The sequence below is a fragment of the Bacillus sp. FSL E2-8868 genome (genome assembly GCF_038005505.1).
In the GTDB taxonomy this organism is placed as follows: domain Bacteria; phylum Bacillota; class Bacilli; order Bacillales; family Bacillaceae_G; genus Bacillus_A; species Bacillus_A mycoides.
Genome location: NZ_JBBOTI010000003.1, coordinates 462,272 through 485,899, shown reverse-complemented (window position 1 = coordinate 485,899; position 23,628 = coordinate 462,272). Strand labels below are relative to the sequence as shown.

Sequence of the window (23,628 nt, the reverse complement as noted above, 5' to 3'; positions counted from 1 at the left end):
TTCAGTTAATGTGGAATAAAATCAAGTTTGAATTTACATAAGATGCGAGATTAAATTTAGGAGAGAGAATATGAAAGAAAAAGAGCGCTTAATTATAGAGATGGCTATGAGGTTATTTGCAACTAAGGGTGTAAATGCAACGTCAGTACAAGAAATCGTAACCGCATGTGGTATATCAAAAGGAGCTTTTTATTTATATTTCAAATCAAAAGATGAGTTATTATTGGCCACACTTCGATATTATTATGACAAGATTCAAAAGAAAATGCTGGATATTGAAAAAGAATCTTTATTACCACGTGAAAAATTTGAAAAACAATTATATTGTCAGTTTACTGATGTGCAAAAACATAAAGAATTTATTATTATGCATGCAAGAGAAAATGCAATTCCGTTTAATAAAGAAGTAGAAGAGTTTATGATGAGGATGAAATTAGAGTCTCATGCATTTTATCGGAATAGCTTACTGTCCATTTATGGTGAAAAGGTTATTCCATACTTGTTAGATCTAGTAATTATGGTGGAAGGGATATGCCGTGGGTATTTAGAATTAATTATTTTAAATGCACCAGAAATTGATTTGTCCTATGTCTCAGCTTTTATTTTAAAAAGGATAGACAATTTAGTAGAGGGGCTTCTAGAATCTTCGGAGGAACCTGTCCTACATGAAGAGAGACTAGGAGAATTTCTTTGTAGTTCCGAGCTTATTAAGGAACAGGTGAAGGAACATTTTCTAAGTGAAATTATTGTATTTAAACGAACATTAGCTGATCAATTAGAAAATGATGAGTTACTTGTAACTTTAGATGTTTTAGAAGCAGAAATGAGATTGCAAAATCCAAGAATTCCAGTCATTAGAGGTATGCTTGCTAATTTAGCGGTATATCCTAGTTTAAATGAGTTTCGATTGAGGCTTACGGCATACTATAATATAAAAAATCCTTGCATATAGAACGCAAGGATTTTCTATTATAATTAAGAATTATTTTGTGACCATTCTTCAACATTCCAAGTTTTTGTAATCCAGCCTTCATAAAATTCTGGTTCGTGACATACAAGAAGGATTGTCCCTTTATATGCCTTCAGAGCTTTTTGAAGTTCTTCCTTTGCTGTAACATCAAGATGGTTTGTTGGCTCATCAAATAGGATCCAGTTACTTTCTTCACCCATTAACTTACATAAACGAACTTTTGCTTGTTCGCCACCACTTAATTGATTTAGCGGGCGAGAGATATGCTCATTTTTTAATCCGCATTTCGCTAACATTGCACGAACTTGATGTTGGTCCATACTAGGGAATGTGTTCCAAACGTCATCAATTGGTGTTATATTATCAGCTTTTACTTCTTGCTCGAAGTATGCAGGCTCTAAGAAGTCACCAAGACTCGTTTTACCGCTTAAAGGTTTAATTTTTCCTAAAATTGTTTTTAGTAATGTTGATTTACCGACACCATTACATCCAACGATAGCAATTTTTTCACCGCGTTCAATTGTCATTGTTAGTTTTGGTAATAATGGGTGTGTATATCCGATTTCTACATTTTCACCTTCAAAGACGAAACGGCTACTTGCACGACATTCTTTAAATGAGAATTCTGGCTTAATTGCTGTTTCAGGACGATCAATACGCTCCATGCGATCAAGTTGTTTTTGACGACTTTTTGCACGACCTGTCGTTGAATAACGAGCTTTGTTCTTTGCAATAAAGTCTTCCTGCTTTTTAATAAACTCTTTCTGTTTTTCATAAGCATTTATATGTTGATTTTTATTAATTTCGGCTAACTCTAGGAATTTTTCGTATGTCGCTGTATAGCGCGTCATTTTTGTAAATTCTAGATGGAAAATAACATCAACGCATTTGTTCATAAATTCCGTATCATGAGAAATTAATAAGAATGCATGTGGATATTCTTTTAAATAATTAGTTAACCAATGAATATGTTCAACGTCTAAATAGTTAGTAGGCTCATCGAGTAATAACACTTCTGGTTGCTCAAGTAATAGCTTTGCAAGTAATACTTTTGTACGTTGTCCACCACTTAGTGCTGAAACATCACGGTCTAAACCGATTGCATCAATTCCAAGACCTCTTGCTGCCTCTTCGATTTTCATATCTAGTAAATAGAAACCACCTGCTTCGAGAGCATCTTGGATTTCTGCCATCTGCTCAAGAAGGTCCTCTAATTCTTCCGGTGTTGCCGTTCCCATTTTTTCTGCAACTTCATTTAAAGCTTTTTCTTTTTCAAATAAAGGTAAAAACGCGTCAGCTAATACATCACGAATTGTGCGACCAGGTGTTAAAATTGTATGCTGGTCTAAGTAACTGTAATTTGTACCAGGTGTCCATTCTACACGGCCTTCATCATGGATAAGTTGACCAGTAATAATATTCATAAATGTTGATTTACCAACACCGTTTGCACCGACTAATCCGACATGTTCTCCTGCTAGTAAACGCATGGATACATCTTTAAATAATGTGCGATCGCCAAATGTATGGCCTAGTTTTTCTACTGTTAATAAGCTCATAGTATCCTCCGTCCAACTTGAAATAGTACCTTGAATCATGATACTAAATTCTTGAGTATAATGCTATCCTTTCAAAATGTATATTTTTGCAAGATTAACATTGCATTGTTTCTGGGAAAATATAGAGTGTAATTGAAAGATGTTTAATTACATTGTGGGATATGAAAAATGTCGTCGAGAAGAGCTGGTGTTATGAAGGAACAAAAGAAACGATTTTATATGTAGAGGGTAATAAATAAAAAGCCAAGTTCTTTTTCATAAAGATGAAAAAGAACTTGGCTTTTATGCTATTTTCTTACCTAGCTTTTTATTTACAAATCCTAAAATCAACCCGCGTATTTGTGGATCAATTGCAAGGCCAATAATACCGTACAATATACCAGTAAGTGTTAGAGCTACCAGTGGTGGTAAGTTAATTAATACTGTGCGGTATAGGGCGTAACTGATTATAAATGCTAGTGTATTAAATACAATCCCTTTGAATAGTAATGTAAATCCTTTACGAACGAATAAAGTAAATCCGATTAATAAAGTAACCTCAGTAATGATAGCAGCTCCCGCAGCTCCCATCATTCCAAATTGGCTACCTAATACGATGTAACTTACGATAGCGACAGCTAATCCAATTCCCATCGTTGTCGCACGCTTCCACTGTTGACCAATAGTTGTTAAATTATCAGCAAGTGGATAGTTGATAGATTGTAAAATGACCATAAAGGCTAAGATTGCAAGAGCATCACCGGCTGGTGCATATTTTTCACCTAATAAAGTAACAATCCAAAAACTTGGGTCGGCGATAAATGGAATCGAGATTCCCATTCCTAAGAAAGACATAAGTTTTAATTCGAACTGAGATAGTTTTCTATGTTCATCAATATTCTTTTCATTTCCAAAAGCAAATAACTTTGGATAAAAGGCCGCTGCAATTACACCAGGTATTTGATAAAGGACAGCAGGTATTTTAGAAGCAGCTCCAAAGAATCCAACTTGCTCATACGTTGAAACTTTTTCTAATATAATGGGCCCTAACTGTGGTAAAAGCATAATGATAATGCCATTGATTGTGAAAATGAGCAATTGATCTAAAATACCTTTATCCCAGCCCTTATGAACTGTTGTATGGCGAATTACCATTATAAAGGCGATGAGTCCTGTTACGAGACTGGATATCCCGTACATGGCAGCAACCATCATAAGTGACCATTTAAAGGACATTCCTAGTAGAAGAGCAGCTGCGGCTGTTACACCTTGTATTACAGAAATAATCGCTGTAAATTGCATGCGTTCTGTTACTTGGAAGTAAGCCATCCCAACACCTTGTAAAGTGGCTCCAAACATTGTCGGCAGTACAACCCAATATACCATCGCACGTAAGTAAGCATCAGGATAGAAGAACTGAGCGAAAATAGCGAAGAGCACAGAAATTACGATAGCTAATACTAAACGAATACGTAAATAACTACTAATTAGTACGCTAATGTTAGCGTTGCTTCTCGTTCCTTCACGCATAAATGTATGTGTCAAACCTGCATCTGTAAAATAACAAATAACAGCGGAAACTGCTAAAGCAGTTGTAAACATCCCATACTCCTTTGGTGAAACATATCTTGCAAAGAAAATGGTCGCAATAGCAAGTACAAATCGAACAGTAATATTTCCTACAAATAGGTAGGAGGCGTTTTTAAGGATTTTATTTGTTTTCATGGAACAAGACCTTTCTATTTTTCAGGACGCACTTCGTCCTATTTGTAAATTTGATTTGTTTACGGAAAGTATGTTTAAAAGCGTATTCTTTATTTAAGAAAACATAAACTTTATTCGTACAAACCAAAGCATTGCGTATAGCTTTTTGCTTCGTTTTCCATTTTTTGAATAAATTTTGCGACAATATTTATTTATATCGCCCTTGATTAATTGAACTTGTGATTTATCTAACTTAGAGCTTCCTTTAATGTATATACAAGCATTGTTAATGACTGTATATGGGAATAGATAAGTTTCAAGGATTTCAATAAGTTCTGTAGAATCATTCACGATCAAGTCTTTTGATTTATTATGAACCCAATCCTTCATGCGATTAAATACTTCTAATTCTTTTGCTGTTTTTAATTCATAATCTTTATACTTTGAAGAAAGATTTCCTTCGGATAAGATTCGATAATATGTTAAATATTCATCTACATAGCATACATTTGTTACACTCATTAATTTAAATAGAAATTCTAAGTCTTCTCCCCAGCTACATCCTGGTGTGAAACGAATATTATGATCCATCACGATAGATCTTTTGAAAATCCAAGTGCTCGTCTGAGCAACAACTTGATGCGTTAAGAAAGCTTTTGTCATATCACCTTTAATAAAGTTTGTCGTGTGCTCAACTTTTTCACCAGTCTCTTCGTAAAAGTTCATATAGCCACAATAACAAGCGTTCATGTTGTTTTTATGCATGCTTTCAACTTGTTTTTCGATTTTTGTTGGATGCCATAAATCATCACTATCAAGAAAAGCAATATATTCTCCGCTAGCATTTTCAATTCCTGTATTACGAGCAACAGAAACACCTTGATTTTCTTGAGGGACGTATTTTATTTGTCCTGGGTACTTTTGTACAAGATTTTTTACGATAGAAGGTGATTGATCTTTGCTTCCATCATCTACAATTACAATTTCAATGTTTTTATATGTTTGATCTAGTATTGATTGCATCGTTTCCTCAATATATTTTTCCGTATTATACAGAGGTATGACAACGGAAACGAGTTGTTTTTGTTCCATCATAGAGTTTTTATCTCCTCAAATTTTTTATGTTTTGTACCATATATACAAGTCTTTTGAAAGGAAGAAGACTACAAGAACATCTGTATAAGTTTAACGCATATAAACTTTGTAAATCAACTTTCTATTGTGGTACCTCGTATAATTAGAAAGAAATAATTTGAAATGATAAAAGCTCCTGAATTTTTCAAGCAAAATTCAGGAGCTTTTATATATTAGTATTTAGTTAGGAAGTTATTCTTTATCTGTTATCTTTAATTTTTGTTTTAATAATGCATAATCTTGCGTTAATGTTACAAGTTGATGGTGTAATTTGGAGATTTTTCTCGTCAGGTCAAAAATTAAGATAAAACAGAATAATAGTCCGAATAAGAATAAAATGGACGGAGGATAATCTACTTTTAATAGTTTTCCAATCCAATTTATAATTTTATCCGTAGAACTTAAAATAGCCATTGCAACACAAACAAAAATCCATAAAATAGCATATTTTGTTTCTAAAGTCCCACGACGAATGGAATTAATAATTAAGAAGAATAGTAATAAAATAAAGATAAATGAAAAGGTAATTATATGCATTTATTATCAACCTTTCACGATTTTTTGCATCAATATAGCAAGACTTACCTTAACCATGTAATATGCAGATTTAAGGGGAGTGATGGAAGATTGTCCACCTTGTCGCTCTTGCATATTTACAGATATTTCATTAATGCGAAGTTTTTTCTTTTTTAAATGAATAAGGACTTCTGGCTCCGGATAATCTTTTGGATAATTGTGTGCAAAAATCTTAATTACTTCTCGATTGATAGCACGATACCCAGAAGTTGGATCCATAAATGTTTGTTTTGTTAGTACTTTCAATAGAGCGGTAAAATAAAAAATACCGATTCTTCGGGAAATACTACCTTTATATGCTGTTTTTTCTGTAAAACGTGAACCAAGCACCATATCGCATTGATCCTCGGCAATAGGCTGTATGATTTTGTATAAATCATCAGGATTATGTTGTCCATCAGCATCGAACTGAATCGCAATATCATATCCGTTCTCATAGGCGTATTTATATCCAGTTTGTACAGCTGAACCGATACCTAGATTGTATGGTAAATTAACAAGATGAACAGGGAAATCTTTTACGATTTGAGCTGTTTTATCTTTTGATCCATCATTAATAACGCAAATGCTTAATGCTGTAAAATGCTGTTTTAGTTCTAATAATCTTGTTAATGTATCTGTAATTGCTTCTTCCTCGTTATACGCTGGAATAATAATTAACGTTTTTGGTATTGAAATTGGTACCTCAATAGACATTATCGCACCATCCCTTATATACTTAATCATACTATGGTTATTTTTAAACGAACATTATTTAATATACCATTAATAGTATAACAAAATAAAGGAAAAGCTGATGGGTGATTTTAGGAAACAGGCATCGAATAAAAATGCTAAGGCGTAACACTTTATTATAATAAAAAATACATGCAAGGAAGAAAAAACCTGTGCATGTATAAGATAAAATCCTAATGTTACATATTCCAAGGCTTACTTAAAGTTAACACTTCGGCCATTTCTTTACTTTTCAAACGTCCTTTTTTTCTATTTTCTGCACGCTCTGAACCAGTTGTATGTAGCCAATGTTCTTCCTCTGTTTCAGGAATTACTTGTGGTACAGATGAAGGTTTTCCGTCTTTTAATGCGACAAATGTAATGAAACACGTTGCGGCCATTCTACGCTCGCCTGCTAGTAGATCCTCTGCAATTACTTTTACGAAAACTTCCATTGAAGATTTTCCTGTATAACATACGAATGCTTCATAACAAACAGAATCTGCTTGGTGAATTGGAGTTAAAAAATCAACGGAATCGATAGATGCTGTTACGCAATGTTTGCGGCTGTGTCTCGCAGCTGCAATTGAAGCTATACTATCAATTTCTGCTAATAATTTCCCCCCGAAAAGTGTTTGGTGATTATTTAAATCGTTAGGAAAAACACGTGTTGTTTTAATTGCTTTTGATTCTCGCATGAATTTCTTTTCCATATATTCATCCCCTATTTTCTGTTTTCAATCAGAGTGACATGTGTAAGTGGAGTACCCATATTAGATATTTAATGAAGTAAAGTGTTCCAAAAGAGGATTATCCCACTATTTGCGGGCTAATAGTCAGTGGGGGATGAACAAAACCCCCGTGGATTAAAGTTTCACTTTATTGAAATTTCTGTATTTGTATTCATGTAACTGAAAGAAAATTTATCATATATAAAATGTAGTGTAAAAGAGGATTCGCTTACATTGCAAGTGAAAAAGTAATGACTATGTATTTGTCATAGAAATTCCCTATTAACCTTGTGCTTATTCATGATAGAATCGTTTTGTTATGAATGGAAATAGAGGTGCAATGGACATATGAATCATATAAGAACAAATTTTTCGTCTTTCTTCAGTAAAATAATGATTGGTGCGATGCTCGCATTTTTTGCCTATAGTTGTTGGTCGGCTTTTGAAACAAGTAAGCAATTTTTTGGAGGAAGTAGAACAAGTATAACAATTGTATTAGTGATTTTTGTTATTCTTATTTTGTTAGTAGCATCAATTTTGCAATATCGTTTTACAGATAAACAATTTCTTGTTTTTCTTATAAGCATATCTACAGTTGTAAGACTTATCACAGTTCTATTTGTAGATGTTCCAATGATAGGTGATATGAAAGCTATGTATGAGTCTGCAAAGCAGATTGCAATTGGCAATAATATAGAGAATATAGCACAGTTACCTTTTATTATTTATGAATCAATCATCATTCGTATATTTGGTGATACGGTATTCGCTTTACAATTATTTAATATTTTATTTTGTACAGGAACTGCATTTTTCATTTATCGCATTGCGTCAATGGTCTTTGGAGAAGAGTGTGGTCGTATTGCATCAATGTTTTACGCTTTATATATTCCAAATATATTTATGAGTTCTGTATTAACGGCGGAATCACTCGCAATATTTTTATTTTATTGTGCTTGTTACATATTTTTATATAAGGGATTAGACCATCCTTATATGTGGGTAATTTCAGCCATTTTATTTGCGCTTAGCAATATGATTTTCCCAATGGGGTTATTTTTACCTATTTTTATAGTTGTATATGTGCTGTTAATTGAATTATTTCAATCAGGGGCGAAACAAAAATTACTATTAAAAATGATGGGAATACTTATTCTGTTTTATAGTACTCATTTTGGTGTGAGCTATGGTATCAAGATGATGGGAATGTCACAGTATACGATTTCTAATCAGACTTATGTTCAATCTGTTTTAATTGGAAAAAGTCAAAATGAAGAAAAAACATCCAAAAATAAAAGTGTAAAAGAGCACATTGATCAAGAGTTAAAAGAAATGGAAGTAGAAAGATTTAAACTGTTAAAACCAGTTATTAACCAGCTTTCAGACGAGGGAATAAATTCTATTATTTTTAAATGTGAAAAGCTTATATATATAGTGGTGACATTATTTATGGCCATAGCTTTATTACATTTTCTAATTAAGAAACAGCAAAATGAAGGATATATGTTGTTTGTATTATTAATTACCGGATACGTGTCGTTAAGGCTCTTCCGAGTAGATATGACATATTATAATATTATTATGCCAGCTTTGTTTATTTTACAAAGCTTTGGTGTTTATATGAGTTATTTTTATTGCCAAAAAATATTTTTCAGAAAATAAAAGAATCCGTTTTGGATTCTTTTTTTGTAGATGGATGATAAGGATGAATGCAAAGCGGAGATGAAGAATCTCCACTTTGTATCGATTCGTCTTATCGGTTTAGTTCTAGTTGTAAATTATCCGCTGTTAAGGCCATTGTTGAGGAATCGTCTTGAATACTCTTCATTACTTGTGATATAGTCTCTAATTCATTTTCAATTTTTTTATTTTGTTCTTTAGAGTTAGACATATCTTTTACGATTTCTTGGAAATATTGATCTGTCGCATGCATACTATCTGTCCCTTCAGATACGAGAGAGCTTATTTGTTCCACGGAAGAAGAGACGTGGATAATTTGTTCATTAGTTTTTTCAACGAGTTTTGTAACGTTGGAAATTGATTCTTTCGTTTGCTCTGATAACTTTCGGATTTCTCCCGCTACGACTGAAAAACCTTTACCAAATTCGCCAGCACGTGCAGATTCAATAGCAGCATTTAATGCTAGTAAATTTGTTTGCTCGGCGATTGATTTTACAATATCAATGATTTCGTTAATTTTGTTAGAAATATCAAGAAGTTCATGAGTATCAGTAATGATAGTTTCCATATTCGTTTGGATGCTTTCCATTCGTTTGTTTTGCAGATTTAATTGTTCTTTTCCTTTATTGGCCTTTTCTTCTGATGTCGTAGCTAATGATGTACCTGTTTTTGCAATTCCTACGATACTTTCTGATTTAGATGTTAACTGTTGAATAGAAGAGCTTGTTTTTTCAGATACTGCCGCTAGTTCTGTTGCAATATGTGTAATCGTCATAGTTGTCAGTTCTTTTTCTTTTTCATGTTCTTTTTGGATTCTTTCATATTCGGATTCATAAGCTGCAATAACAAGTTCTTGTTCTAATGTGAATAATTTATTTATTACGTTTATAGAATAAGAAAAATCGTCTATCGTTGAAATTTTCGTTTGCAAAATCTTTATGACGGAGCGGAATAATTCTTGATAAGCAGCGGTATACCATTTTCTATGTAAACCAATTTGTACGTGCCTTTTTGCAATTCTAACACGTTGTTCAATAAAATCTTCATTCATATTCCCGCTGAACAATTCTTTAATATGTGTCTTTAAAGTTTGTTTTAATTTGGGAATAGAGCTGTAGCGTTCAATAACAGCAATTAAATTAGGTTGTTTTGTGATGTTGGTGTAGAATTTTTCTGTTATCCAATCTATTTCCTCATAAATAAATGGCTGTAATACTTTAACAATTTGTAAATCTTCCTTTGAAATATGTAGCATATCCATTTGAGTTTTTAGTTCAGAATTAGCAGGCACGTTAAATATGATTTGTTGGCCTTTGCTTAATTCAATTATACTGGTGTTTGTTTTATTTTTTTTAAAAACCCCAAGCATCATTCTTCCCCCTGTTTATAAAACGTTTTCATTTCTTTATTCTAATGTAATTATATATTTTTATATACAATTACTCTATAGTATATGGAATTGTATATAAATTAAGAGAATTCTATGTAGAATTCTCTTAATGGCCTTTATTAATTTTTGCATGTGTTTTAAAGAAAACTGGGAAATGTACATTATATATTACGGTGACTACACGAATAACGAATGTTATTAATAAACAGACATAGAAAGCTAATATGTGTGCCCCCATTGCATGTGTAATTAAGAAACTAACTGCTCCTAGAATAGAAGCAATTGCATATATCTCTTTTCGGAATACATACGGGATATCTTGAGCGCAAATGTCACGTAAAATACCGCCCCCAATACCTGTAATAACTCCCATTGAAACGACTAAAAACGAGGCGTCAACGTGATGTGACATTGCTGCATTTGCACCAATAGCTGTAAATACCCCTAAACCAACAGCATCAGAAAGCATAATAACGACTTGAAGTTTATTAATGCGCTCAAAAAACATACATGTGAATAATGCTGATAGTACACTTACGAAAAAGTAAATGGGTTTTACAAATGCGACAGGAGGCAGGTTACCAATCATAATATCACGAATAATACCGCCGCCGAGCGCAGTAGCTACAGCTAAACAAAGGACACCAAATAAATCTAGATCTTTTTTTAAACCAACTAATGTACCAGAAATGGCAGCGGCGATAATGCCAAGAAACGTAAATATATCGATTAATAACATGGCTTTAATTCCTTCCTCTTAAAGATGTTCCAGAGAAAAAATATACACTAAAGTTTTGGAAATAACAATTACTTTTCGCTACATGTAGAAAAATGGATGAAATAGCTAAAGAAAGCGTTTGAAAATGCTTGATAAGTAGCAATAAAGTAAAGCGAAAAAGTGTGGAAAGATTAATAGTATAGTTTTTTGATGTAGCTTAGTTGGAGGGATGGTACAATAAGATAAGTCCGTTTTGTACATTTGTATAAAATGATAAAAAAATATTTCTGTACGGTCGAAAATAAGTGCATATGTGTTAGATAGTTTTTATAGGGATAGGGAAGGATAGCTAAAGGACAATGTTTTCGGTTACTAATAATGCTGGACTTGACTAGTTTTGGCATGAAAAATAGTTCTCAATTTAAATATGAGTTATGTTATAATTGCTAGGTGTGTTTAAACAGTAGAAAACTATGATTAAAAGATAATGTGAAGATTTTGTATGGAGGTCTTGGAATGTTAGCAAATCAAGCTAGGGTTAGATTTGAGCATTTTTTGCTCTTTTTTATTATTTTACAGCCTGTTTTAGATTTATTAACGTCTCTTAGCATCGTTTTATTAAAGTCAAATGCCACTGTTGGAATTTTGGTAAGATTTCTTATTATGGCTGTTGGTGGTATTTACATTTTAATTCAGGCAAAAGAGAAGGAAAATAGGAAGTTTTTAATTTACTTAATACTATTAGCAGTAGTTTTAGGGATAGGGTTTATTAATAATAAACTAGTTAAGAATCCTATTGTACTTGGTGAAGAAGTTAAGTTTGTTGCGAAGGCATTATATATATATATCATGCTAGGATCATACATTTTAGCTTTAAAATCATTGAAAAAGAAAGTAAATATTAGTGACAAAGTCAGAAATAGTATTGTGTATTCAACATTAATCATTAACGCTATTATGGTTATTTCTATTTCGACATCTACAGACTTTGGTAGTTATCAATGGATGAAAGTTGGTTCCCGAGGGTGGTTCTATGCAGGTAATGAACTAGGGTCAATCTTAGCTATTATTTTCCCTATTGTGGTACTATATTCTATTCAAAAAACAAAGAGCGTGAAACACGTTTTATATTGGATTCCATCGCTTTTAATGATTTACTCGTTAATTCAAGTTGGTACGAAAGTAGGGATGGGCTCAATTGGTGCTACGTTAGCAGCAGCAATCGGGATTATCGTACTACAATTATTATTTGATAGAAGAAATCCAAACAAAAGGTCTCTTGTACTTAATGGATTAATTGCTATTTTCCTATTGGCTGGTGTTGTTGGAACGTTTAAAATGACGCCATTAGCACAAAATATGGGTATTCATAACAATTATTTATCAGAACAAAATGTAGCGCAGCAAGGTCAAAAAGAAAAAGAAATTAAAGAGAAAATTAAAAAAGAAGAAAAACAACATAAAGTTGAGAAACCAGAAGAAAAGGCGAAGGTAGAAGCTGAAGTTAAGAAAGAGCTTGAGAAAGAGCAAAAGAAAGAAAATCAAGAAAATCTTATTTTCAGTGGACGTCAAGTATATGAAGAGCGACATAAGCAGTTCTTTAAAGAAGCGCCAATGTCACAAAAATTATTTGGAATGGGTTACGCAGGTAACTTTAAGTATAATGAACAAAAAGAGCCAGATCCGAAGCTAATCGAAATGGACTTCCATGATTGGTTTTATGATTTCGGAATTATTGGTTTTGCGTTAATGATGATTCCATTTATTTATTACGGCGTAAGAATCCTACTAGCATTTGTTACAAGATTTAAGGAAATATTTAATGTGAAATATGGAATGATTACAGCAAGCTTAGTATTAGCATTAGGTATTGCATATATTGCAGGACATATTTTGACAGCACCAGGAGTAGGGATTTACTTTGTAGTGGTGTTAGCTTGTCTAATTGTAGATTTAGAAATTGAATGATAAAAATAAAAGCTAACTTTTGTTAGCTTTTATTTTTTAGTACAGTAAAATAAAGATAGATGGAAATGTAGCGAGGATTTAAAGGAGGAAAAAATATGAGGATATTGCATATGAATGCAGGGGCAGAAGATGGTGGAGGAAAAACACATATTATTTCACTGCTCGATCAGTTTCCGGATGGTGAAGTAGAATTAGCAGTATTTGAAGATGGAATAGTTGCGAAAGAAGCAAGAGAGCTAGGAATAAAAGTTCATGTGTTTTCACAAAAATCTCGCTATGATTTATCCATTTTAAAGAACATAAGTGAATTCATTAATAAAGAAAAATTTGATGTAGTTCATACACACGGTCCTAGGGCGAATTTCTTTGTTTCTCTAATGAAGAAGAAATTTGCGGCAAAATGGGTTACGACAATTCATAGTGATCCATTTCAAGACTTTACTAAACAAGGCTTAAAAGGCTGGATTTTTACTAAATTAAATTTGAAAGCTTTAAAAAATATAGATTTATTTTTTGTTGTAACGAATAGGTTGAAAAAAAGCTTAGCCGCATTAGGTATTTCAAATGAAAAGATGCATGTTATCTATAACGGGATTGAATATGATCAGGAAAAAGCAGATGGCTATAATAAAAAGGAAATGTTTAATATTGATGAAGATGTGTTTACGGCAATCCAAGTAGCGCGTTTGCATCCTGTTAAAGGACATGAAGTTTTATTCGATGCGTTACAACAAACAAAATTGGAGAAAATTAAAGTGTTATTAGTTGGTGACGGGCCGTTAGAAAGAGAACTAAAGGCGTTAGCTACTGAAAAAGGGATTAATGATAAAGTTGAATTTTTAGGGCATCGTCAAGATGTGAAACAATTATTTGCTTCATCACATGTCAATTTGTTAACTTCCCATAGCGAAGGATTTCCATTAGTTTTATTAGAAGCGGCAAATCAACGTGTACCATCAATTGTGACTAGAGCTGGAGAAATCGAACCGTTAATTGCAGATGAAACTTATGGGTGGATTGTACCGACTGGTGATGGAAAAGCATTGGCATCGGCATTAGAAGAGGCGTATGATAAGTGGAAAACTGGAGAGTTATCAGTAATGGGCAAGCATATTTATGAGCATGCTACTATGAACTTCTCACTTCAAAAATTATATGAAGATACGAAAGAAACATATAAGCAATTAATAGCGAAAAACCTTTAATGATAGAGAGGATAGTTAATTATGGCAGTACAAACGGTTGATATTCTAGGTGTTCCTTTTTCTACAATGACAATGGATGAAACGGTCCAATATTTAAAGGAACAACTAGAATTGGAGCAAACTCATACTTTTCAGGTAGTAACAGCAAATCCTGAAATTGTTATGTGTGCAAAAAAGGATGAAGAGTTCCATAAAACATTACTAAATACCGATTTAATTACACCTGATGGTATTGGGGTTGTAAAAGCAAGTGGTATGCTTGGTACACCTGTAAAAGAACGTGTAGCAGGTTTTGATTTAATGTGTAATTTATTTGCGAAGTTATCAGAAGAGAATAAACCAGTATCTGTTTTCTTATTAGGTGCAAAACCACATGTTGTACAAGCCGCGGCTGATCATTTAACGAAGACATATTCGGCTGCATCTATCGTGGGGATACAAGATGGATATTTTAAACAAGAAGAAGAAGAGAATATTGTTTCACGTATTCAAGAGGCAAAACCAGATCTATTACTTGTTGCACTTGGCTTTCCAAGACAAGAAAACTTTATCCAAAACAATAAGCATCGTTTAGAAACGAAAATGGCTGTTGGAGTAGGCGGTAGTTTAGATGTGTGGGCTGGAGAGGTAAAGCGTGCGCCAAAATGGATTCAATCTATTCATTTAGAGTGGTTTTACAGATTATGTAGTAATCCAACACGTTGGCGTCGTCAGTTAGTATTAGCTGAATTTTTAAAAGAAGTAATGCGTTCAAAAAAGTAGCGGAACATCGCTACTTTTTTTTATTTGTTTATTTTTGATAAACATTTTACTTTTTGGGAATGATGAAGGAGAATTTTTATAAGAAAGTATTTTACTTATGCAATACACACATGTAAAATGATGTGTAAAGACACCTGTGTAAGGAGGACTTCTTGTGAGCAAGGTAAAAGAAATTTCGAAGCGAAAGCTACTTGGTATAGCAGGGCTTGGCTGGCTATTTGATGCAATGGATGTTGGAATGCTTTCATTTGTAATCGTAGCACTCCAAAAAGATTGGGGATTAAGTACTCAAGAAATGGGTTGGATAGGTAGCGTTAATTCAATTGGTATGGCAGTAGGAGCGCTCCTTTTTGGGATACTATCAGATAAAATAGGACGGAAATCAGTCTTTATTATTACATTATTACTATTTTCTATCGGTAGTGGTTTAACTGCTTTAACGACGACATTCGCGATGTTCCTCGTTTTACGCTTTTTAATTGGTATGGGACTTGGAGGGGAACTTCCAGTTGCATCTACTCTTGTATCAGAAAGTGTTGAAGCGCACGAACGTGGAAAAATAGTTGTACTATTAGAAAGCTTTTGGGCTGGTGGTTGGTTAATCGCAGCTCTTATCTCATATTTTGTTATTCCTAAATACGGTTGGGAAGTTGCTATGGTATTAAGTGCAGTTCCAGCGTTATATGCTTTATATTTAAGATGGAATTTACCCGATTCTCCAAGGTTCCAAAAGGTTGCAAAAAGGCCATCTGTTATTGAAAATATAAAATCGGTTTGGTCTGGAGAATATCGTAAAGCAACAATTATGTTATGGATTCTATGGTTTTGTGTGGTCTTTTCCTATTATGGAATGTTCCTTTGGTTACCTAGTGTAATGGTACTAAAAGGCTTTAGTTTAATAAAAAGTTTTCAGTACGTACTCATTATGACTTTAGCTCAACTTCCAGGATATTTCACAGCTGCATGGTTTATTGAACGTCTTGGTCGTAAATTTGTATTGGTTACGTATTTAATTGGTACAGCATGTAGTGCTTATGTGTTCGGAATTGCGGATTCATTAACAGCATTAATAGTGGCGGGTATGTTACTATCCTTCTTTAATTTAGGTGCTTGGGGTGCATTATACGCTTATACACCGGAACAGTATCCAACAACTATTCGCGGTACAGGTGCAGGAATGGCAGCTGCATTTGGGCGTATTGGTGGTATTCTTGGACCACTATTAGTAGGGTATTTAGTTGCTTCACAAGCTTCACTATCGCTAATATTTACGATTTTCTGTGGATCAATTTTAATTGGGGCACTTGCTGTAGTTATACTTGGTCAAGAAACGAAACAGAGGGAATTAGTATAAAGAGAAACCTTAATCAGTGGTGTTTTGTCCATCAACCACTGATTATTAGCCCGCACCAATCGGGATAAAAGAAAAGGGGAACCAAAGTGGTTTCCTTTTTTCTGTTTTTTTAGATAAATAATGGTATAGTAAGAAAAAGGGAATGTTTCTTGCTAAAGCGAATGTATACAACAAGACATATGGACAAAGGAATTAGGTGGCTGGATAAATGAAAATCTTACTTATCATGGAAGAAACAGAAGAGCGAAGAAAATTAGTTGAGAACTTTACTGAAAATATTCGAAATGTAGAATGTTTTGAAGCGAAAACTGGAACAGAATCTTTGCTAATAATGAAAAAACATACACCTGATTTTGTTTTTTTAAATTCGCAATTAATGGATGGTACCGGTTTTGAATATTCGAGTTTGTTACGAGAAGTGAATTGTTATACGAAATTTATTTTTATTGGTGAGGATATAGAAGAGGCAATTACAGCTTTTCGTTTCCAAGCGTTTTATTATTTATTACGACCATTTCGTGAAGAAGATTTACAATTCATTTTATATAAAATGGGAAAAGAACAAGGTGAGAAAGCAAAGAGTCATTTGCGTAAACTGCCGATAGAAGGCCATGAGGGGATTAGATATATTCTCCCGGAGGATATTGTATATATTAGTAAAAATAAGGAAAACAAAACCGTTTCAATTTATACAACGAATAATCAGTATATTTCAACATACACACTCCAGGAATTAGAAAATAAACTAAATGCATATGATTTTTTACGTGTACATAAAAGCTATTTAATTAATATGTCATATGTACAAGAACTTAAACCTTATTATAATGGCACGTATAATTTGCATTTAGACAGGTATGATGAGCAACCGATTCCAGTAAGCCGTAATTATGTAAAACGGCTTCGAAATAAAATTGAGCTATGACAAGTAATGAGAGAATTTTAACATAATAGCCTAGAAATCCTTCATGATAAGGAGGATTTAAATTAAATATTCAGAAAATTTAGTACAATCTCCTCTAAGAAGTAGTAATGGGGGGATTGTACGTGAAAACATTGAAATCAATTTTACTTTGGGGAGTTATTGCAGCGGTAGGAGCATCTGCTTTTGGTGTAATAGCTTTATCACAAGGTGAGACAATTAATGCTGTATGGCTATTAGTTGCTGCTGTATCAGTGTATGCGATTGCTTATCGCTTTTATAGTAGATTTATAGCAAGGAAAGTTTTTGGCCTAGATAATAATAGGCAAACGCCTGCTCATACGCTAAATGATGGGAAGGATTATGTTCCAACAAATAAATGGGTTTTATTCGGACATCACTTCGCTGCGATTGCAGGGGCAGGTCCTTTAGTAGGACCAATTTTGGCGGCGCAGATGGGGTATTTACCTGGGACTATTTGGATTATTGTTGGGGTAGTTATTGCCGGAGCTGTACAAGATTTTGTAATTTTATTTGCTTCAATGAGACGTAATGGTAAATCATTAGGAGAAATGATTAAAGATGAAATTGGTCCTGTTACAGGATTAATTGCGATGATTGGTATTTTAGGTATTATGATAATTTTATTAGCAGTATTAGCTTTAGTAGTTGTGAAGGCACTTGTTGGAAGCCCATGGGGAATGTTTACAATCGCAGCAACAATTCCAATTGCTATTTTAATGGGAGTTTACATGCGTTACATTAGACCAGGGCGAGTAGGGGAAGGATCAGTAATCGGTATTGTTCTACTAGTCCTATCGCTTATTGGTGGACAGTATGTAGCAGAAAATCCAACACTTGCAAGTATGTTTACTTTTAGTGGTGAAACAATTGCTATTATGCTTATCGTATATGGATTCATTGCATCGGCATTACCAGTTTGGATGCTCCTTGCACCACGTGATTATTTAAGTACATTTTTAAAAATAGGAACGATACTTGGATTAGCAATTGGTATTTTAATTGTAGCTCCAGATTTGAAGATGCCGGCAGTATCTAAGTTTATTGATGGAACAGGCCCTGTCTTCTCCGGGAATTTATTTCCGTTCTTATTTATTACAATAGCTTGCGGTGCTGTCTCTGGATTCCACGCTCTCGTTTCATCAGGTACGACGCCGAAAATGATTGAGCAAGAAGGTCATGCACAGCCAATTGGTTATGGGGCAATGTTAATGGAATCATTTGTAGCAGCGATGGCTATGATTGCAGCTTGTGTATTAACACCAGGAACTTATTTTGCAATTAATAGTCCAGCAGCACTGATCGGAACAGATGTATCACAAGCGGCTCAAGTTATTTCTTCGTGGGGATTTGCTATTACACCGAATGAATTAAAAGAACTTGCTGTTAACGTCGGAGAACAGACCATTTTATCACGTACAGGTGGCGCACCAACATTAGCAATTGGTATGGCACATATATTTTCACAAGTAATAGGTGGAACGGCGATGATGGCATTTTGGTACCATTTTGCCATTCTTTTTGAAGCACTATTTATTTTAACAACGATTGATGCTGGAACACGTGTAGGACGATTTATGATTCAAGATATTTTAGGGCATGTGTACAAGCCGTTTGCGAAAACAGATTCCACAATAGCGAATGTGGTTGCTACAACGTTATGCGTATTAGGCTGGGGGTACTTCTTATATCAAGGGGTGGTTGACCCTCTCGGTGGAATTAATACGCTATGGCCACTTTTCGGTATTGCAAATCAAATGTTAGCGGGGATTGCATTATTACTTGGAACGACAATTTTATTCAAAATGGGGAAAAAGGCATACGTTTGGGTAACGCTTATTCCGACTATAGGATTACTTATTGTAACGATGACAGCTGGTTATCAAAAGTTATTTCATGAAAATCCTAAAATAGGATTTCTATCACATGCGAAAGTATTTCAGGGAGCATTAGATGATGGTAAGGTATTAGCTCCAGCTAAAAATGTTGCACAAATGAAACAAATTATTTTTAATGACTATATTGATGCGGCACTTTGTGGAATTTTTATGATAGTTGTAATTGCCGTATTAATTTCTGCACTTCGAATTTGGATTCAAGTATTAAGAAATAAGCCAATGCCGTTAAAAGAGGCACCATATATTCCAAAAGATGAAAGTGAGTCGAGGAACTATGCTTAAAAATTTACGGAACGTATGGGGAAAGAGAAAGCAATTTATTAGTTTACTTGTCGGAGTTCCAAGTTATGAAACGTATGTAAATCACATGAAAATAAATCATCCAGAAGAGAAAATTCTATGTCAAAAGCAATTTTTTGCTGAGGCACAAGAAGCTAGATTTAATGCAAAAGGAGGAAAGATATCGCGATGTTGTTAATGGAGGAGACGAAATTTCGTCTCCTTTTTTATTTTGCTGTTCCACGTGGAACAATAAAATAAAAAAGTTTGGGAATTATAGGGATTTCGTAATACAATAACATATAGAAAGGGATAGATGGAAAAGAAAAAGTAGGGAGATTATTTTATGTTTAGAGATCTATTTGTAAATATGACAATCATTCTGTCCTTTATCTTTGTAGGTGCTCAGCTTTTAAGAGATAAGCCATTAAAAGAAGGATTCTCTTTTTGGCAGAAATGTTTGGTCGGTATTTTAACTGGAATATTAAGTATATTATTGATGCATTTTGGTGTGCATATTGAAGATATTATGTTGGATTTACGTTATTTAGCTGTTGTTTTGGCGATTATAATCGGTGGCCCGATAGCTAGTAGTATAACAGTTATGATCACTTTAATAACACGGGTATTTTTTACTGAATATTCTTTAGCCTCTGAATTGGCCTGCTATACTATCGTGGCAATAGGGATTGGCATTACTCTCATTTGGCGGATGAAGATTTCTATATTTACAAAATGGATATGGTTTAATGTGTACAGTTTGTCTATTTTAATACTACCACTTTATATTTTATTTAAGGATATATATGTAGTGGTATTATATTTAATTTGTTGTATTGTAGCGGCATACATCACATTTGTAAGTGCAAGTTACGTATTGCAATCCAATGAATTATTTCAAACGATGAAGCATTATGCAACGATAGATGCATTAACGAATCTAGGAAATGTAAGACAGTTTGATTTCGAGATGAATCGTCATATTGATAGTAAGCATATGAAAAATGATTCACTTTGTTTATTACTTATCGATATTGATCACTTTAAGTATGTAAATGATACGTACGGTCATCCTGCTGGAGATGAAGTGTTAAAACAACTAGGGCGTATTTTGTTAGAGAATGCACCATTCCCAAATTTAGTCTTTCGAAAGGGTGGCGAAGAGTTTGCTCTGTTGTTACCAAAAAAGAGAGTAGCATTTGGAACTCGTATAGGGGAACAAATTCGACTAGCAGTTGAAAAGCATTCATTTCAACTGCTAAATGGGGAAAAAATTAAAATTACAGTTTCTGTTGGGCTTTCAGAATATAAAAAATCACCTGAGCAATTTATTCAATCAGCGGATGATGCGTTATATTATTCAAAAAGAAATGGTAGAAACAAGTTTAGTTCAGCATCATAGGAATTCGGGGAGTACTTTAAAAGATTTCTGTAAAGTAATTAAAACCCACAGAACAATAAATGTTCTGTGGGTTTTAATCTATTTTTAAATTTATTAATAAAAAGCGTTATGTTAGACAAGTTCTTTCGGTGCAACGAATTTGCGGTATGCACCGTGATGTGTTGGTCCTACATATTCGTTAATCTTAAATGAATGACGAATTGCAGCTGTGATGAATTCTTTCGCAGTTTTTACTGCTTCTTTCACCGTTTTTCCTTTTGCAAGTTCTGCTGTAATTGCAGCAGAATATGTACAACCTGCACCGTGTGTATTTGTCGTATCAATCTTTTCTGATTCTAGAAGATCGAATGTTTCGCCGTCATATAACACATCAATAGCAGTTTCTGTGCCTAGTTTGCTACCACCTTTAATCAGTACGTATTTAGCACCTAAAGCATGGATTTTTTTTGCAGCTTCTTTCATGTCCTCAAGAGAATTAATTTTCACACCACTTAATTGATATGCTTCAAATAAGTTTGGCGTTACGACTAATGCCTTTGGAACAAGAACGTCACGTAAGCAGTCATTTGTTTCAGGATGTAACGCTTCATCCGCTCCTTTACATACCATAACAGGATCAACTACTACATTTTCGAAATTGTGCTTTTCAATTGTTTCCGCAACCATTTCGATAATTTCTACTGATCCAAGCATACCCGTTTTTAAAGCATCTACGCCAACGCCTTCAATTGTCGTTTCTAATTGTGGTTTTAATGTAGAAGCTGGGATTGGGAATACGTTATGTGCCCAACCGTTATGTGGATCCATCGTTACGATTGTCGTAAGAGATGTCATTCCGTATACACCAAGTTCTTGGAATGTTTTTAAATCTGCTTGTATACCAGCACCGCCACTTGTGTCAGAACCAGCGATAGTAAGTGCCTTATTCAATGTCATTATGAAAGCCCCCTCAAGTGATATAATGAAAACTATGTTTTCACCATTATATCAATGTTACGAATAAGTACAAAGTGAAAAGTAGATGATTTATGTTAAGTACTATTTAAAATCTTGTATGTAGGAGACGAATTATGTTTCAAGAGAATCGTACAAATGAATTAGTTATATTAAAAGAGATTGCAGAAACGTTGAATACCTCAAATGATACATATCACGTACTTCAAGCTGTGCTGGAAAAGCTGTTGAATGTAACTGGTTTAACGACAGGATGGATTTTCCTTGCGGATGAAAATGGTAGATATACAAAATTAATTGATTACCAATTACCAGAGGGATTGAAATTCGAAAATAAAAGACCGATGTGTGAGGGGAATTGCTGGTGCTTACACCGCTTTGTGGAAGGAAAACTAGAGCGAGCAGTTAATATTATTGAATGTAAGAGAATTAATAATGCGATTGAATACAACTGGGGAGATACAGAAGGGATTGTACATCATGCGACAGTACCGCTAAAAGCGGGAGAAGATGAATTTGGCGTGTTAAATGTAGCTAGCCCAGGTAAAACGCATTTTTCGGAAGAAGAATTAGTACTATTACAATCAGTTGCCTTTCAAATTGGAACGGCATTAAAGCGTACAAAACTGTATGAAAATGAAAAGAGAAGGGCTCATTATTATGTAAAGTTAGAACGCTTTATTCAAGCTTTAAGGACAATTCATAAATTTAATGCATTACCAGAAGAGATTGTAATGCAAATAGGGAGCTTATTTCTATGGGAGCAAGTTGTATTCTTTATTAGAGAAGAAAATGAACTAGCTGTGAGAGCTTCTTATAAGAAAGGTGAACTACAAGATGATTTGAGGGCAGCAGCACAGGAAGCGTTGGAAAAAGAAGAGTCTGTCTTGTCAAAGCGTCAGGTTGGGACTATAGAGCATCCCAATAGGGCAGTTATCGCTATTCCGATACATATTCAAGATCATATATTTGGAGTATTAAGTGTAAGTTCTAATAATGGAGAATTTGATATAAATACGATAGATGTAGTACAAGCGTTAGCAAATCATATTTCATTAATGATAGAGAACTTAAGATTAAATGAAAAACGCCGCGAACTTGTACGAATGGAAGAGCGTAATCGTTTAGCTAGAGATTTACATGATTCTGTTTCACAAAAGTTGTTTTCATTAACGTTTATGACGAAAGGCGCTGAAGCTGTCTTAAAGGGTCAAAATGAAAAGGTAGATCAGTCTTTGTATGAGATGCGTGAATTAGCACAAGGTGCCTTAAAAGAAATGAGGACATTAATTTGGCAGCTCCGTCCGGCTGGATTAGAGAAAGGGTTATTACCAGCTTTAAAGCAATATGGTGAAAGTTTAGGATTGAAAATTCGGGAACAAGTTACAGGTGTACGTGATTTGCCGCGTGTAGTAGAAGAAGCGCTATGGCGAATTGGACAAGAAGCTTTAAATAACGTAAGTAAGCATGCGAATGTAAGAGAAGCGACGATTTATTTCAAAGTGACGGAGAAAAATGTATCATTAGAAATAGTCGATCAAGGAAATGGGTTTGTAGAAAAGGATATAAAAGAGAAGAAATCACTCGGTATGACTACGATGCGTGAAAGAGTAGAATTAGTTGGTGGAACAATTAAAATTGTAAGTAGTAAGAAACGAACGAGTATAAAAGTAAATGTACCATTATGATGTGAAAATGAGGGAAGTTT

Annotated in this window: 20 protein-coding genes and 1 pseudogene; 11 read left to right on the top strand and 10 right to left on the bottom strand. The window is 33.9% G+C overall.

Going from position 1 to position 23,628, the window contains the following annotated elements; all coding sequences use genetic code 11:
- Nucleotides 1-70 precede the first annotated feature (70 nt).
- The gene (locus tag NSS74_RS23560) at nucleotides 71-952 is read left to right on the top strand and encodes a TetR/AcrR family transcriptional regulator (protein ID WP_016096444.1); all 882 of its coding nucleotides are present in this window, start codon (nucleotides 71-73) and stop codon (nucleotides 950-952) included.
- A 23-nt stretch (nucleotides 953-975) separates the two neighbouring features.
- Here the strand turns inward: NSS74_RS23560 and NSS74_RS23555 are convergent, their stop codons facing one another.
- From NSS74_RS23555 to NSS74_RS23530, 6 genes are all read right to left on the bottom strand, one after another.
- Nucleotides 976-2,529 (bottom strand): ABC-F family ATP-binding cassette domain-containing protein, encoded by a 1,554-nt coding sequence (locus tag NSS74_RS23555; RefSeq protein ID WP_016102337.1) that lies wholly within the window; start codon nucleotides 2,527-2,529, stop codon nucleotides 976-978.
- A 282-nt stretch (nucleotides 2,530-2,811) separates the two neighbouring features.
- Nucleotides 2,812-4,233, bottom strand: a complete 1,422-nt coding sequence (locus NSS74_RS23550; RefSeq protein ID WP_002191338.1) for an oligosaccharide flippase family protein — start codon at nucleotides 4,231-4,233, stop codon at nucleotides 2,812-2,814.
- A 93-nt stretch (nucleotides 4,234-4,326) separates the two neighbouring features.
- Nucleotides 4,327-5,307 carry a glycosyltransferase family 2 protein gene (locus tag NSS74_RS23545; protein WP_061690314.1) on the bottom strand — a complete coding sequence of 327 codons (981 nt, stop codon included), beginning with the start codon at nucleotides 5,305-5,307 and terminating at the stop codon, nucleotides 4,327-4,329.
- 231 nt (nucleotides 5,308-5,538) lie between these two features.
- A complete protein-coding gene (locus NSS74_RS23540) occupies nucleotides 5,539-5,883 on the bottom strand; it encodes a DUF2304 domain-containing protein (protein ID WP_061673839.1) in 345 nt (114 codons plus the stop codon).
- Between the two features lie 6 nt (nucleotides 5,884-5,889).
- Nucleotides 5,890-6,618, bottom strand: coding sequence for a glycosyltransferase family 2 protein (locus NSS74_RS23535; RefSeq protein ID WP_002143936.1), 729 nt, complete (start codon nucleotides 6,616-6,618; stop codon nucleotides 5,890-5,892).
- A 218-nt stretch (nucleotides 6,619-6,836) separates the two neighbouring features.
- Nucleotides 6,837-7,349: an acyl-CoA thioesterase gene (locus tag NSS74_RS23530; protein WP_000412118.1), complete on the bottom strand. Its 513-nt coding sequence runs from the start codon at nucleotides 7,347-7,349 to the stop codon at nucleotides 6,837-6,839.
- A gap of 366 nt (nucleotides 7,350-7,715) precedes the next feature.
- Between NSS74_RS23530 and NSS74_RS23525 the strand changes: the two genes are divergently transcribed.
- Entirely contained in the window at nucleotides 7,716-9,029 is a 1,314-nt protein-coding gene (locus tag NSS74_RS23525) for an ArnT family glycosyltransferase (RefSeq protein WP_061690315.1), read from the top strand.
- A gap of 91 nt (nucleotides 9,030-9,120) precedes the next feature.
- Here NSS74_RS23525 and NSS74_RS28020 read toward each other — a convergent pair whose 3' ends face one another.
- From NSS74_RS28020 to NSS74_RS23515, 3 genes and pseudogenes are all read right to left on the bottom strand, one after another.
- The gene (locus NSS74_RS28020) at nucleotides 9,121-9,927 is read right to left on the bottom strand and encodes a methyl-accepting chemotaxis protein (RefSeq protein WP_370458378.1); all 807 of its coding nucleotides are present in this window, start codon (nucleotides 9,925-9,927) and stop codon (nucleotides 9,121-9,123) included.
- A pseudogene (locus tag NSS74_RS28015) lies at nucleotides 9,925-10,302 on the bottom strand (protoglobin family protein); the annotation flags it as partial. The pseudogene NSS74_RS28015 and the gene NSS74_RS28020, both read right to left, overlap by 3 nt.
- Nucleotides 10,303-10,543: 241 nt before the next feature.
- Nucleotides 10,544-11,176: a trimeric intracellular cation channel family protein gene (locus NSS74_RS23515; protein ID WP_002016412.1), complete on the bottom strand. Its 633-nt coding sequence runs from the start codon at nucleotides 11,174-11,176 to the stop codon at nucleotides 10,544-10,546.
- Between the two features lie 495 nt (nucleotides 11,177-11,671).
- Here NSS74_RS23515 and NSS74_RS23510 point away from each other — a divergent pair, with 495 nt between their 5' ends.
- From NSS74_RS23510 to NSS74_RS23475, 8 genes are all read left to right on the top strand, one after another.
- Complete coding sequence (locus tag NSS74_RS23510) at nucleotides 11,672-13,123, top strand: O-antigen ligase family protein (RefSeq protein WP_016102330.1); 1,452 nt, start codon at nucleotides 11,672-11,674, stop codon at nucleotides 13,121-13,123.
- Nucleotides 13,124-13,218: 95 nt separating this feature from the next.
- Entirely contained in the window at nucleotides 13,219-14,328 is a 1,110-nt protein-coding gene (locus NSS74_RS23505; protein WP_002089874.1) for a glycosyltransferase family 4 protein, read from the top strand.
- 21 nt (nucleotides 14,329-14,349) lie between these two features.
- The gene (locus tag NSS74_RS23500) at nucleotides 14,350-15,090 is read left to right on the top strand and encodes a WecB/TagA/CpsF family glycosyltransferase (protein WP_002016406.1); all 741 of its coding nucleotides are present in this window, start codon (nucleotides 14,350-14,352) and stop codon (nucleotides 15,088-15,090) included.
- Nucleotides 15,091-15,244: 154 nt separating this feature from the next.
- Nucleotides 15,245-16,444, top strand: coding sequence for an MFS transporter (locus NSS74_RS23495; protein ID WP_002016404.1), 1,200 nt, complete (start codon nucleotides 15,245-15,247; stop codon nucleotides 16,442-16,444).
- Nucleotides 16,445-16,652: 208 nt separating this feature from the next.
- Complete coding sequence (locus tag NSS74_RS23490) at nucleotides 16,653-17,369, top strand: LytR/AlgR family response regulator transcription factor (protein WP_002089871.1); 717 nt, start codon at nucleotides 16,653-16,655, stop codon at nucleotides 17,367-17,369.
- Nucleotides 17,370-17,491: 122 nt separating this feature from the next.
- A complete protein-coding gene (gene cstA / locus NSS74_RS23485; RefSeq protein ID WP_002089870.1) occupies nucleotides 17,492-19,567 on the top strand; it encodes a carbon starvation protein CstA in 2,076 nt (691 codons plus the stop codon).
- Nucleotides 19,560-19,763, top strand: a complete 204-nt coding sequence (locus NSS74_RS23480; RefSeq protein ID WP_002130134.1) for a YbdD/YjiX family protein — start codon at nucleotides 19,560-19,562, stop codon at nucleotides 19,761-19,763. The genes cstA and NSS74_RS23480 overlap by 8 nt, the downstream gene beginning before the upstream one ends.
- 147 nt (nucleotides 19,764-19,910) lie before the next feature.
- Complete coding sequence (locus NSS74_RS23475; protein WP_340814407.1) at nucleotides 19,911-20,966, top strand: diguanylate cyclase; 1,056 nt, start codon at nucleotides 19,911-19,913, stop codon at nucleotides 20,964-20,966.
- Between the two features lie 111 nt (nucleotides 20,967-21,077).
- Here the strand turns inward: NSS74_RS23475 and pdxK are convergent, their stop codons facing one another.
- Entirely contained in the window at nucleotides 21,078-21,902 is an 825-nt protein-coding gene (gene pdxK, locus NSS74_RS23470; protein ID WP_002016397.1) for a pyridoxine/pyridoxal/pyridoxamine kinase, read from the bottom strand.
- A gap of 134 nt (nucleotides 21,903-22,036) precedes the next feature.
- On the opposite strand from pdxK, the gene NSS74_RS23465 reads away from it, so the two are divergent.
- Nucleotides 22,037-23,608 (top strand): GAF domain-containing sensor histidine kinase, encoded by a 1,572-nt coding sequence (locus tag NSS74_RS23465; RefSeq protein WP_340814406.1) that lies wholly within the window; start codon nucleotides 22,037-22,039, stop codon nucleotides 23,606-23,608.
- The last annotated feature ends 20 nt before the right edge of the window (nucleotides 23,609-23,628 follow it).

Coding starts and splice junctions, on each gene's coding strand:
- NSS74_RS23560 (WP_016096444.1), top strand. CDS start 71: ATGAAAGAAAAAGAGCGCTTAATTATAGAGATGGCTATGAGGTTATTT.
- NSS74_RS23555 (WP_016102337.1), bottom strand. CDS start 2,529: ATGAGCTTATTAACAGTAGAAAAACTAGGCCATACATTTGGCGATCGC.
- NSS74_RS23550 (WP_002191338.1), bottom strand. CDS start 4,233: ATGAAAACAAATAAAATCCTTAAAAACGCCTCCTACCTATTTGTAGGA.
- NSS74_RS23545 (WP_061690314.1), bottom strand. CDS start 5,307: ATGATGGAACAAAAACAACTCGTTTCCGTTGTCATACCTCTGTATAAT.
- NSS74_RS23540 (WP_061673839.1), bottom strand. CDS start 5,883: ATGCATATAATTACCTTTTCATTTATCTTTATTTTATTACTATTCTTC.
- NSS74_RS23535 (WP_002143936.1), bottom strand. CDS start 6,618: ATGTCTATTGAGGTACCAATTTCAATACCAAAAACGTTAATTATTATT.
- NSS74_RS23530 (WP_000412118.1), bottom strand. CDS start 7,349: ATGGAAAAGAAATTCATGCGAGAATCAAAAGCAATTAAAACAACACGT.
- NSS74_RS23525 (WP_061690315.1), top strand. CDS start 7,716: ATGAATCATATAAGAACAAATTTTTCGTCTTTCTTCAGTAAAATAATG.
- NSS74_RS23515 (WP_002016412.1), bottom strand. CDS start 11,176: ATGTTATTAATCGATATATTTACGTTTCTTGGCATTATCGCCGCTGCC.
- NSS74_RS23510 (WP_016102330.1), top strand. CDS start 11,672: ATGTTAGCAAATCAAGCTAGGGTTAGATTTGAGCATTTTTTGCTCTTT.
- NSS74_RS23505 (WP_002089874.1), top strand. CDS start 13,219: ATGAGGATATTGCATATGAATGCAGGGGCAGAAGATGGTGGAGGAAAA.
- NSS74_RS23500 (WP_002016406.1), top strand. CDS start 14,350: ATGGCAGTACAAACGGTTGATATTCTAGGTGTTCCTTTTTCTACAATG.
- NSS74_RS23490 (WP_002089871.1), top strand. CDS start 16,653: ATGAAAATCTTACTTATCATGGAAGAAACAGAAGAGCGAAGAAAATTA.
- NSS74_RS23480 (WP_002130134.1), top strand. CDS start 19,560: ATGCTTAAAAATTTACGGAACGTATGGGGAAAGAGAAAGCAATTTATT.
- NSS74_RS23475 (WP_340814407.1), top strand. CDS start 19,911: ATGTTTAGAGATCTATTTGTAAATATGACAATCATTCTGTCCTTTATC.
- pdxK (WP_002016397.1), bottom strand. CDS start 21,902: ATGACATTGAATAAGGCACTTACTATCGCTGGTTCTGACACAAGTGGC.
- NSS74_RS23465 (WP_340814406.1), top strand. CDS start 22,037: ATGTTTCAAGAGAATCGTACAAATGAATTAGTTATATTAAAAGAGATT.